At 66.5% G+C, this 13,341-nt stretch carries 8 protein-coding genes; 2 read left to right on the top strand and 6 right to left on the bottom strand.

Annotation, left to right across the window (positions count from 1 at the left end; all coding sequences use genetic code 11):
* Position 1: 1 nt before the first annotated feature.
* The 4 genes from E5222_RS00400 to uxaC form a co-directional block, all read right to left on the bottom strand.
* Entirely contained in the window at positions 2-1,357 is a 1,356-nt protein-coding gene (locus E5222_RS00400) for an MFS transporter (protein WP_211196063.1), read from the bottom strand.
* Positions 1,358-1,553: 196 nt separating this feature from the next.
* The gene (locus tag E5222_RS00395) at positions 1,554-2,573 is read right to left on the bottom strand and encodes a glycoside hydrolase family 5 protein (protein ID WP_136691502.1); all 1,020 of its coding nucleotides are present in this window, start codon (positions 2,571-2,573) and stop codon (positions 1,554-1,556) included.
* Positions 2,574-2,575: 2 nt separating this feature from the next.
* Positions 2,576-3,955 (bottom strand): mannitol dehydrogenase family protein, encoded by a 1,380-nt coding sequence (locus E5222_RS00390; RefSeq protein WP_246021487.1) that lies wholly within the window; start codon positions 3,953-3,955, stop codon positions 2,576-2,578.
* Positions 3,952-5,352 carry a glucuronate isomerase gene (gene uxaC / locus E5222_RS00385; RefSeq protein WP_136691501.1) on the bottom strand — a complete coding sequence of 467 codons (1,401 nt, stop codon included), beginning with the start codon at positions 5,350-5,352 and terminating at the stop codon, positions 3,952-3,954. Before uxaC ends, E5222_RS00390 begins: the two co-directional genes overlap by 4 nt.
* A gap of 72 nt (positions 5,353-5,424) precedes the next feature.
* Here uxaC and manD point away from each other — a divergent pair, with 72 nt between their 5' ends.
* Positions 5,425-6,633, top strand: a complete 1,209-nt coding sequence (gene manD, locus E5222_RS00380) for a D-mannonate dehydratase ManD (RefSeq protein WP_136691500.1) — start codon at positions 5,425-5,427, stop codon at positions 6,631-6,633.
* Between the two features lie 4 nt (positions 6,634-6,637).
* On the opposite strand, the gene bglX is transcribed toward manD, so the two are convergent.
* Positions 6,638-8,944 (bottom strand): beta-glucosidase BglX, encoded by a 2,307-nt coding sequence (bglX, locus tag E5222_RS00375; RefSeq protein WP_211196062.1) that lies wholly within the window; start codon positions 8,942-8,944, stop codon positions 6,638-6,640.
* A 113-nt stretch (positions 8,945-9,057) separates the two neighbouring features.
* On the opposite strand from bglX, the gene E5222_RS00370 reads away from it, so the two are divergent.
* Positions 9,058-11,601 carry a glycoside hydrolase family 3 protein gene (locus E5222_RS00370; RefSeq protein WP_136691499.1) on the top strand — a complete coding sequence of 848 codons (2,544 nt, stop codon included), beginning with the start codon at positions 9,058-9,060 and terminating at the stop codon, positions 11,599-11,601.
* Position 11,602: 1 nt separating this feature from the next.
* Here the strand turns inward: E5222_RS00370 and E5222_RS00365 are convergent, their stop codons facing one another.
* Complete coding sequence (locus E5222_RS00365) at positions 11,603-13,291, bottom strand: glycoside hydrolase family 43 protein (RefSeq protein ID WP_136691498.1); 1,689 nt, start codon at positions 13,289-13,291, stop codon at positions 11,603-11,605.
* Between the last annotated feature and the right edge of the window lie 50 nt (positions 13,292-13,341).

Here is a 13,341-nt window from a genome sequence, read left to right as displayed (position 1 = left end):
ATTACTCCTGCGGCAGCTTGGCCGGGACCATGCGCGGCACCAGGAAATGGATGACCACGAAGGCGATCACATAGCCCAGCCCGGCATAGATCACGATGGGAGTATAGGAGCCGGTCAGCTCCAGCGTCCAGCCAGTCGCCTGCGCGATCAATATGCCGCCCACCGCGCCTGCTGCGCCGCCCATGCCGGCGATCGTCGCCACCGCGCGGCGCGGATAGAGGTCCGAAATCATCGTGAAGATGTTGGAGCTGAAGGCCTGGTGCGCCGCCGTGCCCATGCCGATCAGCAGCACCGCCACCAGCGGGCTGGGGGCATAGGTCACCGTCACCATAGGCAGGGCGAAAAGCGCGGCGATGAAGAGCGTGGTCTTGCGCGCCCGGTTCACCGACCATCCGCGGCCGATCAGGTGCGAGGACAGCCAGCCGCCCGCGATCGAGCCGACATCGGCCAGCAGGTACACGCCGATCAGCGCCGGACCGATGGTGGCGAGCACGCCGCTATCGCCGGTCGGGAACAGCTCCATCCCCTGCGTGCGGGCGAGGAAATCGGGCAGCCAGAAGAGGAAGAGATACCACACCGGATCGGTGAAGAACTTGCCGCAAATGAAGAACCAGGCCTGCCGCTGGCGGATCGCCGCGCCCCAGCCGAGGGGCTTGCCCGCGACGTCCTCGCCATCCTGCGTGATCCATTCGCGTTCTTCCGCCGTCACCTTTTCGTGATCGTCGGGCTGGCGGAAGAAGCGCAGCCAGGCCCACAGCACGATGAAGCCTAGCGCGCCGGTGACAAGGAAGGCCGCTTCCCAGCCATACAAACCGGCAATGCCGATGCCCAGGATGGGCGTCAGGATGACCGCGATATTGGCCCCCGCATTGAGGATGCCGACGCCCAGCGCCCGCTCGCGCTTGGGGAACCATTCGGCCACCGATTTGACCGCGCCGGGATAGGCCGCGCTTTCGGCCACGCCCAGCGCCACGCGGGCCAGGATGAAGGCGAGCACGCTGCGCGCAAAGGCGTGGAAGCAGGCGGCGATGCTCCACAGGGCGATGGCGATGGCCATGCCCTTGCGTGTCCCCACCCGGTCGAGCCATCGGCCTACCACCAGCAGGCCGATGCCGTAGCTGGCCTGGAAGGCAGTGACGATATTGCCGTAATCGACCTCGCTCCAGCCCAGGTCCTCCTGGATGATCGGCTTCAGGACACCGATGACCTGCCGGTCGATATAATTGATCGTAATGACGAAGAAGAGGATCGCGCAGATCCCCCAGCGGTATTTCCCGCGCGGCTTGGCCAGCCCTGCCGTCACGCTTCCGGACGCATTCGCACCCGGCGCCATGCCGGCCTCATTCCCTTGGGACATCTCGCGTTCCCCTCTCCCTGATAGCGCTACCATATGGAAGCGCAGGCATGGCGGCAAGCGGTTTGGAAATAAGTCTCCAATTCCTCGTCATTGCGAGCGACCGAAGGGAGCGCGGCAATCCAGAGCGTCACGCAGGACCGCCCTGGATTGCTTCGTCGCTACGCTCCTCGCAATGACGATGGAGGAGCAGCCGCCTTCAATACCCCTCGGCTTCCGCGGCAGCGCGCAGGCGGGCGCGCAATATGCGGCCCGATTCGGTCAGGTCTTCATCGCTCCACCCGGCTGGAGGCGTTCCGGGCTTCAGCGCCGCGCTGCTCTCGTCGCGGTCGGTGATCGACCAGTTGAGCCAGCTGATGCCGTTCGCCTCGGCCCAGTCCCACCAGGCGTTGGAGCTTTCCATGTCGATCGGCCCGTCGCCGGTTGCCTCGACAATGCCGAATTCGGTGATCATCAGCGCCAGGCCTGCTTCCAGCGCCGCATCGCCCTTGTCGCGCAAGTCCTGCTTGTGCGTGGCGGCGTAGTAATGGAGCGTGTAGCCGATATTCTCGCCTTCCAGCGGATCGGTCGCAGCGATGTCGACATCCTGGCTCCAGCTGGGTGAGCCGACGATGATAAGGTTGTCCGGATCATGCGCGCGGATCGCGGCGATCATCCGCTCGTGATAGGGCTTCACGTCCCGGCTCCAGTCCACGCCCTCGCGCAAGGGCTCGTTGAACGGCTCGTAGATCAGGTTCGGCAAATGGCCATATCGGCGGGCGATTTCGGTGAGGAAGGCCTCCGCCTCATCCGCATGGTCGCGATGGGCGTGCCAGTCGACCAGCACATAGATACCGTTAGCTTCCGCGGCCTCTATCACCGTCGCTGCCTTGGCGATCTCGCGGTCGAAATGCTGGAGCGCGCTGTCATCGCCCTCCGCCGCGATGGAGGCGCGGATGGCGGTGACCTTCCAGTCCGAGACCAGCCAGTCCACCGTTTCGCGCGTGTAATATTGCGGGCCCCATTGCGACCAGAACAGGCTCATGCCGCGCAGGGTCACGGGCTCGCCATGCGCGTCCACCACCTTGCCATCGGTAATGGACAGCGCGCCGTGGCGGGCGACGGGTGTGCCCTCCGGAGCCGATACGGCCTGCGCCTCGCTCCCGGCCCCTTCGGCCGGCGTGCAGGCGGCGAGCGCCAGCAGGGCCAGCCCCGCACAGATGTGCCGAATGAACCTCATGATTATTCCCCTCCCCAAGTTCTCACGATCCGCCGTTGTTCGGCGATGAATGCGACCTCCTCCGGCCCCGGCACCCAGCCCGACTTGAGCAGGCCGCGCGGACCGAAGAGGCGCTCCAGTTGCGCCGAGACATCGCCTGCGGAGATCGCATCGCGCAGCTCCTCAGCAAGCGGGTCGTCCAAATGGCGGCCGCGGGCGATATGCAGCAGCCAGGCCGCAATGCCCGTCAGGATCGCAATGCAATGGCCGCGCGCGTCGGCGAGCGTCGCCAGCCAGCGCTGCGGGACCTTCTGGCTGCCATCCATCGCGATCTGCGCCAGCCGGTGGTCAAGCGCCGGATTGTCGAAACGCGCGATCAGCTGGGTGGCGTAATCGGACAGGAATCCCCCATCGAGGCCGGTGACCGTAGGCGCGGCCTCCTGCCGCATCAACACCTCCACCAGCGGACGAATCCGCTCATCCCGCATCGCCTCGTGCACGAAGATATGCCCGGCGGCGAGGCCGGCATAGGCGAGCAGCGAATGCGCACCATTGAGCATGCGCAGCTTGGCCGCCTCGTAAGGCGCGACATCGGTGACGATCTCGGCCCCATGCGCCTCCCAATTCGGGCGCTGACCGGCGAAGCTGTCCTCGATCACCCATTGGCTGAACCGCTCGGTCACCACCGCGCCCTCGTCCACCACCCCCAGCCTCGCGGCCAGGGTCGCGCGGTCCGTATCGCTGGTGGCGGGCACGATGCGGTCGACCATGGTGGAGGGGAATGTGCAGTTCTCGCGCACCCATGCCGCCAGCGCGGGATTGTCGCGCTCCAGCCACGAACCCAGCAGGCGGGCGAGCACTCTTCCGTTCTCGGGCAAGTTGTCGCAACTCATCAGCGTCAAGCCCGGCATGCCCGCCGCCATGCGCCAGCCCAGCCCCTGCGTAAGGAGCGGGTAGAAGCTCTCCACCGCTATTGCGTGGTCCAGCCCGCCCACAGCGTCTCGGCAATAACCTTTTTCGGTCACGGTGAAGCTGACCACATGGCATTCGGGCGAGGCGAGGCGGGCAACGATCTTCGCGCAATCGCGGCCTTTCACCAGCACCTCGCGCAGGGAGCCGATGACGCGCGTCGCCTGCCCCTCGCCGCTACGCTCGGTCAGCGTATAGAGCCCGGCCTGCGGGTTGAGCTGGCGCGCCACCCTGTCGGACCGCAGCGAGACGCCCGCGATCATCCACCCGGTCTCGCCCGTTGCCATGGCGGCATCATTGTAAGCGGCCAGATGCGCGCGTGCGAAAGCGCCGAGGCCGAAATGGACGATTCCCACCTCCTGCATGTCGCGATCATAGGTCGGCCTGATCACGTCCAGCGGCAGGCCGGGCAATTGGGATCGCGACAGCCTCACAGCCGGTAGGCCGCCTTGGCGAGATTGTAGGCGAGGTCTGCGGCCAGCTCATGCGCCTCGTCCTCCTCCAGCCGGTGTTCGGCCACCAGCTCGGCGAGGAAGCCGCAGTCGATCCGCCGGGCGAGGTCATGCCGCGCGGGGATGGAAAGGAAGGCGCGCGTATCGTCATTGAAGCCGACCGTGTTGTAGAAGCCCGCCGTCTCCGTGGTCATGCGGCGGAAGCGGCGCATGCCCTCGGGGCTGTCATGGAACCACCATGCCGGGCCGAGCTTGAGGCACGGATAATGCCCGGCCAGCGGGGCCAGCTCGCGCGCATAGGCAGTCTCGTCCAGCGTGAAGAGGATGAGGGAGAACCCCGCCTCGTTTCCGAAGCGGTCGAGCAACGGCTTCAAGCCATGGACGTAGTCGGTGGCGAGCGGAATATCGGCGCCGACATCGCGCCCATAGCGGGCGAAAAGCGCGGCATTGTGATTGCGGAAGCTGCCCGGATGCAGCTGCATGACGAGGCCATCGTCGAGGCTCATGCGCGCCATTTCGGTGAGCATCTGCGCGCGGAACAGCTCGGCGTCCTCGGGCAGCGCGCCGCCGCGCTTGATGCGGTTGAACAGCCGCTCGGCCTCATCCGGGGCCAGGTCCGCCGTCTGCGCGGTCGGGTGGCCATGATCGGTCGAGGTGGCTCCCATCTGCTTGAAGAAGGCGCGACGCTGGCGGTGTGCGGCAAGGTATCCCTGCCAGTCGAGGCAATCCTCGCCGGTCAGCTGGGAGAGCGCGGCGAGGTTCTCGGCAAAGCCTTCGAATTCGGGATCGACCACCGGGTCGGGGCGATAGGCAGTGATGACGCGTCCTTGCCAATCCGATTCGCGGATCGTCGCATGATACTCCAGCGTGTCGAGCGGCGCCTCGGTGGTGGCGATCACCTCGATATTGAACCGCTCGAACAGCGCGCGCGGGCGGAAGGCGTCGGTCGCCAAGGCAGAGGTGATCGTGTCGTAATAGAGGTCGGCAGTCTCCGCCTCCAGCCGCACGTCCAGCCCGAAGACTTTGGAGAACACCCAGTCGCACCAGATGCGCGACGGGGTGCCGCGAAAGAGGTGGTAATTCGCCGCCAGCAGCCGCCACGCCTCGCGCGGATCGGCCGCACCTTCTTTTACGCCCAGCGCCTCCAGCGGAATGCCTTGCGAATGGAGCATGCGGAACAGGTAATGGTCGGGCTGCAGCAGCAATTCGGCGGCATTTCCGAAGGGCTCGTTTAGCGCAAACCAGGATGGATCGGTATGGCCGTGCGGGCTGACGATCGGCAGGTCGCGCACCTCATGATAGAGCGCGCGCGCGATATCGCGCACGCGCGGCTCGGCCGGGAACAACCGGTCCTCATCCAGCGACAATGGCTTCGCCAAGCCCGTCTCCTCTCGCTTTTCCCCAAACGCGTGTTATGGCAATGGTAGCGCTAACGGGAGGGGTTGTCGCGCATGAAGATCACCGCTGCAAGGGTCCTTGTCTGCTGTCCGGGCCGCAATTTCGTGACGCTGCTGGTCGAGACCGACCAGGGCGTTACCGGTATCGGCGATGCCACGCTGAACGGGCGCGAGCTGGCCGTCGCCAGCTATCTTACCGACCACGTCATCCCCAACCTCATTGGCCGCGATCCGAGCCGGATCGAGGATATGTGGCAGTTCCTCTATCGCGGCAGCTACTGGCGGCGCGGGCCTGTGCAATTGTCCGCCGTCTCCGCCGTCGATACCGCCTTGTGGGACATCAAGGCCAAGATGGCCGGCATGCCGCTCTACCAGCTGCTGGGTGGCAAGAGCCGCGAGCGCGTGCTCGTCTACGGCCATGCCAATGGAGGCACGCTGGAAGAGACGGTGGAAGCCGTCGGCCGCTATATCGACATGGGCTACAAGGCGATCCGCGCGCAAAGCGGCATTCCGGGGATCGAGAAGGCCTATGGCGTGGCGCGCGGCACTCTACATTACGAGCCTGCCGATGCGGCGCTCCCCACGGAAACCGTGTGGGACACGCCCAAATATCTCCGCTTTGCACCCAAGCTGTTCGAGGCCTTGCGCAAGGAATATGGCGAGGAGCCGGAACTGCTCCATGACGTGCATCACCGGCTGACTCCGAACGAGGCGGCGCAGCTCGGCAAGTCGCTGGAAGACTATCGCCTGTTCTGGATGGAGGACCCGACGCCGGCGGAAAACCAGCAGGCCTTCCGCCTTATCCGTGAACGCACCACTACGCCGATCGCGGTGGGAGAGATCTTCAACACGATCTGGGATGCGAAGGAGCTGATCGAGAACCAGTTGATCGACTATATCCGCACCACCGTGCTGCGCGCAGGGGGGATCACGCATCTGCGGCGGATCGCCGACCTCGCGAGCCTCTACCAGATCCGCACCGGCAGCCACGGGGCGACCGACCTCTCCCCCGTCACCATGGGCGCGGCGCTGCATTTCGATACCTGGGTGCCCAATTTCGGCATCCAGGAATATATGCGCCATTCCGACGAGACCGACGCTGTCTTCCCGCATGACTACCACTTCGCCGACGGCTTCCTCCATTGCGGGGAGACGCCTGGCCACGGCGTGACGATCGATGAGGAGCTGGCGGCCAAATACCCCTACAGCCCCGCCCAATTGCCTGTGGCGCGGCTGGAAGACGGGACGATGTGGAGCTGGTGACCGCCTAGCGCACCGTCACACGCGTCGGGATCGCGGCGGGCGTGATGGTGCCTGTGGCAGTGCCGGTCACCTCCACTTGCGTGCTGGCGCGGATATCGTCGGACGCACTGCCGATCAGCAGTTCGATCCTGCCCGGCTCGATCACCCAGCCGCCTTGGAGCCCCCAGAGGGCGAACTGGTCGGCGGTCGGCGTGAAGGAAACCTCGCGCGTCTCGCCCGGTGCAAGGCTGACCCGGCGGAAGCCGCGCAGCTGCATCACCGGGCGCGAGACGCTGGCGACAGGATCGCGCATATAGAGTTGCACCACCTCGTCCCCTACCACGCTGCCGCTGTTGGTGACCGGAATGGTGAGCGTGACCGAACCACCCTCTGCGGCGACAGAAGACGTGTCTAACGCGATCTCGCCATAGTCGAAGCTCGTATAGCTCAACCCATGGCCGAAAGCGTAGAGCGGGGTGATCGGCAGGTCCATGTAACGCGCCGTGTCCTTGCTCAGATCGGGATCGGCGGGCCGGCCGCTCGGTAGCGTATCGTAGGTGAAAGGCACCTGCCCCGTCGCGCGCGGGAAGGTGGCGGGCAGCTTGCCGCCGGGATTGGCCTCACCCAGCAATGTGCGGGTGATCGCGGGGCCCGCCTCGATGCCGAGCAGCCAGGTCCCGAGCACCGCGTCCGCCGCTTCGTCCACTTCGGGAATCGCCATCGGGCGACCGCCCATCAGCACCACCACCAGCGGCTTGCCGGTCGCGGCGACGGCTTCGAGCAATTCGCGCTGGCGGCCGGGCAATTCGAGGCTGGAGCGGCTGCGCGCCTCGCCCGACCAGTCGTAATCCTCGCCGATGGCCAGCACCACGAGATCGGCGGCTTCGGCGGCGGCGACGGCGGCGGGAATGCCGCTCGCATCGTCGCTCCGGCTATCCGCGCCCGCAACATAGGTGACGTCCGGCAGCGCCGCTTCGAGCGCGCTGCGCAAGGTCACCACATCCTCCTCGCGACCCTGCGCGCGCCAGCTGCCGAGCTGAGACAGTGCATCGTCGGCGAGCGCGCCGATCAGCGCCACATTGCCCGCACCGCGCGCCAGCGGGAGCACGCCGCCCTCGTTCTTCAGCAGCACGATCGAGCGTTCGGCGATCCGCCGCGCTTCGGCGCGATGCTGTGGCGAGAGCAGCACCGCAGCTTCGCGCGCAGTGTCGTGATAGACGTAAGGATCATCGAACAGGCCGAGCCGCTGCTTCACTCGCAGGATCCGCAGTACCGCCTCGTCGAGTAGCGCCTCCAGCGAGGGATCGTCGGCAATCGCAGCGCGCAGATCGTCGGCATAGACGTCCGCGACCATGTCCATATCCACGCTCGCCCGCAGCGCCAGCGCGGCGGCGTCGGAGCGGGTTTCCGCCACGCCATGCGCCATCAGTTCCTCGACCGCGCGCCAGTCGGACAAGAGCAGCCCGTCCCAGCCCCATTCCTCGCGCAAGATGCCGCGCAGCAGCGCTTCATTGCCCGTGGTCGGCACGCCGCCCACCGCGTTGAAGGCGGTCATATAGCTCGCCGTTTCCGCCTCCGCCGCAGCACGGAACGGGGCGAGATAGACCTCGCGCATCGCCCTCTCGGACAGCTCCGCCCCGGCATAATCGCGCCCGCCCTCTGCCGCGCCATAGGCGCCGAAATGCTTGGTGCCCGCCATGATCGTATCACCTGCGGCAAGGTCGTCGCCCTGGAAGCCGCGCACTTGCGCTGCGGCCATGCGGCTGCCGAGATAGGCGTCCTCGCCCGCGCCTTCGACGATGCGGCCCCAGCGTGCATCGCGGGCGATGTCCACCATCGGCGCGAAGGTCCAGTGCAGGCCCGATGCGCTCGCCTCGCGCGCGGCGATGCGGGCATGGCTCATCGCCGCATCCTCGTCCCAGCTCGCCGCCATCGCCAGCGGCACCGGGAAGATCGTGCGATAGCCATGGACCACGTCCATTGAGAAGAGCAGCGGGATGCCCAACCGGCTTTCCTCCACTGCAACACGCTGCAATTCGCGCAATTCAGCGGCGCCCGCGACATGGAGGTAGGAGCCGACTTCGCCGCGCCGCACGCGCTCCAGCTCCTCCGGCCCCAGCCGCGAATTGAGCGCCTTGGACCGCCCGCCCATGCGCTGCACCAGCTGGCCGATCTTTTCATCCAGAGTCATGCGCGCCAGCAGCGCTTCCACCTCGACGGAAGAGCGCTCCTGCCCTTCCGCCGGGCGGACCAGCAAGGCCGCCGCCAGCAGCACGGCCATCAGTGCCAGCAGCCAATGTCCCACGGGCTTGTGCAGTGTCGCGTCGATCATGTCCCCTCCCCGCCAGGCTTTCAAAATGCCTTTGACTTTCGGCTGCAGAGCTACAATGGTAGCGCTCACATAGTCAAGATTCACGCACGGGTTGCGAGGAATTGGGAGGGAAAATGTCGCGTCTAGGGAAGGCTGCCTCGACCGGGCTGGCCACTGTTCTGCTTACCGCCTGCGCCACCGCCCCGATGGGCGACATCGCAAATGCGGAAACCTCCGCAACCACTGCTGCGACAGCTCCTGTCGCCGCCGACGCACCCGGCACCGCCCATCCCGAAATCTGGCCCGCCTATGACTATCCGGTCGCAACCGCGCCCGCCGTCGAAGCGCGCGTCGCGGCAATCCTTGCCCGCATGACGCTGGAGGAGAAGATCGGCCAGCTGGTGCAGGCCGATATCTGCTGCGTCACGCCGGGCGAAGTGCGCGAATACAACCTTGGCTCGGTGCTCAATGGCGGCAATTCCGGCCCTTATGGCAACGACCTCGCACCCGCATCGGACTGGCTGAAGCTGGCGGACGAGTTCTGGGAAGCCTCCACCTATACCGAGGATGGCGGCGTGGGCGTCCCCGTGGTCTGGGGCACCGACGCAGTGCACGGCCATTCCAACATTATCGGCGCGACGATCTTTCCGCACAATATCGGCCTTGGCGCGATGCGCGATGTGGACGTGATCGAACGGATCGGCGCAGCCACCGCGCGCGAAATCCGCGTGACCGGGCAGGAATGGACCTTCGCCCCGACAGTGGCCGTGCCGCAGGATTTCCGCTGGGGCCGCGCCTATGAAGGCTATTCCTCCGATCCCGCGCTCGTCTCGTCCTATGTCGGCGCGATGGTGCGCGGGCTGCAGGGCGGGCCGGACAATCACGACCTGCTCTCCGGTCCCTATGTCATCGCTTCCACCAAGCACTACCTCGCCGATGGCGGCACCGATGGCGGGACCGACCAGGGCGACAGCTCGGTCAGCGAAGAGGAACTGCGCGACATCCATGGCGCGCCCTATGGCCCGGCGATCGCGGAAGGCGTCGCCACGGTCATGGCGAGCTTCTCCAGCTGGCAGGGCGTGAAGATGACCGGCAATCACAGCCTGCTGACCGAAGTGCTGAAAGAGCGAATGGATTTCGGCGGCTTCACCGTCTCCGACTGGAACGCGCATGGCCAGGTCGCCGGCTGCACCAATGAAAGCTGCCCGCAGGCGCTGATGGCCGGGATCGACATGTATATGGCGCCCGATACGTGGCGCCCGATCTATGAAGACCTGCTCTTCCGCGCGCAGCGTGGCGAGATTCCGATGAGCCGGATCGACGAGGCAGTGACCAATATCCTTGTCGTCAAGGCGCGCCTCGGTCTGCTCGATGCGCCGCGCCCGTCCGAACGCCTGCTTTCGGGCGAATACGATGTGCTGGGAGCGCCCGAGCACCGCGCGCTGGCCCGTGAGGCGGTGCGCAAATCGCTCGTCCTGCTGCGCAATGATGGCGTGCTGCCGATCGCGCCGGGTGGCCGCCTGCTGGTGGCCGGAGACGGAGCGGACGATATCGCCCGCCAGTCCGGCGGATGGACCCTGACATGGCAGGGCACCGGCCTCACCAATGATCACTTCCCCAATGGCAGCTCGATCTGGGACGGCTTGCGCGATGCGGTGGAGGCTGGCGGCGGCAGTGCCGAGCTGTCCGAGGACGGCAGCTTCTACCAGCGCCCCGACGCCGCCGTGGTGGTCTTCGGAGAGCAACCCTATGCCGAGTTCCAGGGCGACCGCGCCACGCTCGCGCTCGATAGCGCGCTCACCGGCCCCTATGCCACGATGCAGTCACTGCGCGAGCAGGGCATTCCCGTGGTCGCGGTGATGATCACCGGGCGTCCGCTCTATGTGAACGAGGCGCTGAACAATTCGGATGCTTTCGTCGTCGCCTGGCTTCCCGGCAGCGAAGGCGCGGGCGTGGCGGACGTGCTGGTGGGTGATGGCGCGGGCGCTGCACGCCACGATTTCACCGGCCGGCTGCCTGCCGACTGGCCGATGACGCCCGACATGGCGGACGGCGCGCTGTGGAACTTCGGAGACGGGCTCAGCTATGCGAGCGCCCCCGTCGCCTGGACCGACCTGCCGCTGGTCGAGACCGGCAATGCCGCGGACAGCCGCGTGTGGTTCGCCGATGGCGTGCCCGCCGCCGCATGGTCGCTCCACATCGTCGATCCCAGCCAGCCGGGCAGCCAGACGCGCATCACCACCACGCCGGCAGAGGCGCTGGATGGCCGCGCGCAGATCACTGCGGTCAATCACGTGGTGCAGGAAGGCGCACGGCGTTTCGACATCGCCTCGGGCGAAGCGGCGATCTCGGTCTCCAGCTTCGAGCCACTGGACCTGACGCGTGAGACCAATGCCGATATCATGCTGCTGTTCACCGTGCGCGTGGACGAGGCGCCCGAATGGACCGGCATCGCCATGCGCGGCGCGGGCGGAGACATGCAGGTGAGCACCGCACTGCTGCCCGCAAACGGCGCCTTCACCCGCTATGGCATCGAGCTGTCCTGCCTGGCCGACAAGGGCATCGACATGTCCGCCGTATCGGCCCCCTTCATCCTGGCGACAGAAGGCGGCGGCGACATCTCGCTCGCCGAAGTGCGCCTCGGCATGGATGCGGAGGTGATCCTGCCCTGTTCGTGAGTCAGTTCGGGCCCTCACCCCGCACCGCATAGGGTCCGATCACCACGCCGGTGAACAGGCCCGCATGAACCGAAGCCAGCGGCTCGACATTCATGCCGAGCGCCAGCTCCAGCCAGCCCTGCGAACCGGCGGCGCGATAGGCGAGCTCCGCCACGCCCGAGCGGATCGCCAGCCGCAGCTCCACTGCGCCCTCGCCTTCCAGCGTGGTGCGCGCGACGACTTCGCCGCGATCGTCCTGCTCCGCATCGCTCCGCAAGCGTGCCACGATATCGCGGCCCGCGCCCGTTCCCTCGATCCCGAAGGCGAGGAAATGCGCCTCATCCATGAAGGCGAGCAGGCCGGCGAAATCGCCCTCGCCTTCGGGCGCGAAGTCGAGCTGCGTGGTCACTTCCGCGTCGTGGTGGCGCAGGCGAATGCCGGTGAAGGCGGGCTGGCCGAGGCTGCCCGCAGTATCCGCGCCTGGCATTACCTCAAGCTCGCCCGCGCCGTTCAGTTCGAGCACCGACCAAGGCCCCGGCGTGCGCAGGCCGATCCAATCGGGCAGCATCTCTTCGCCATCGAAGTCGTCGCGGAATTGGCGCCAGTCCGTGCCGGGGGAGGCGGGCAGGTTCGGCCTGTCCACCAGCGGCGGCACTGCCTCTCCCGCATTGAGGAAGAGCGGCCAGCCATTTTCCCAGCGGACCGGCAGCAGGAAGGTCTCGCGCCCCATCAGCGTCGATTGCCCTTCGAAGGGCCGCGTGGCGAGGAAGGTGCCCCACCATGTCCCGTCATCGAGCTGGACGATATCGGCATGGCCAGTTGCCTCCACCCGGTCGGGCCGGTCGGCGGGCATGTCGCGCTGGGTGAGGATCGGGTTGATCGGGCCGGGCTCGTAGGGGCCGGTGACGTCGCGCGAGCGATAGATCGTCTGCGAATGCTGGTCCGCCGTGCCGCCTTCCGCCGCAAGCAGATAATACCAGCCATCGAGTTTGTAGATATGCGGGCCTTCCGCCCAGACCGGCTGCTCGGCGAGGTTCACGCCCCCATTCACCAACAGGATCGGCTCCCCCACCAGCGCCTTGGCTTCGGGATCGAAACGCTGGAGCCACAGCGCGCGGTGACCGTCATAGAGCGGCTCTCCGGGAGGCGCGTCATTGTAGACGATCCACGCGCTGCCATCCCCGCCCGACTCTTCAGCGTCGAAGAACAGCGAAGGGTCGATACCGCCGAAGGGGAGCCATGCGGGATCGCTCCACGGCCCCGCCGGATCCTCGGCCGTGATCGCGAAGTTGTCGCCGCATTCGATGCAGGTGTTGAGGATCCAGAACTTCTCCCCGTCATGCGTGATAGCGGGGGCGAACAGACCGCGATTGATGCCGAGGCCGGTAAAATCGACCTGCCCCTCGCGGTCGATCGCATGGCCGACCAGCTGCCAGTTCACCAGGTCGCGGCTGTGGAAGATCGGCAGGCCGGGAAACCAGGCGAAGGTCGAGGTGACGAGGTAGAAATCCTCCCCCACGCGCACCAGCGAGGGATCGGGATGGAAGCCGGGGAGCACCGGATTGCGGAACTGACCGTCGGGTGTCGCCCGCTCCTCTCCGGTAGCGCGGTATTCCATGTAGTCGAACTTCGCCACAGGCTGCGCATCGCCCGCGCATCCTGCCAGCAGCACCGCCGAAAGGGCCAATCCGGCCAACTGCTTCCCCACCATCGCATTCCTCCCCAAAAACTAAGGGTCTTTGCCCTTGCCCGACTCCGATA

It is taken from the genome of Alteraurantiacibacter aquimixticola (assembly GCF_004965515.1).
GTDB lineage: Bacteria > Pseudomonadota > Alphaproteobacteria > Sphingomonadales > Sphingomonadaceae > Alteraurantiacibacter > Alteraurantiacibacter aquimixticola.
This window is presented reverse-complemented; position numbering and strand designations above follow the sequence as displayed.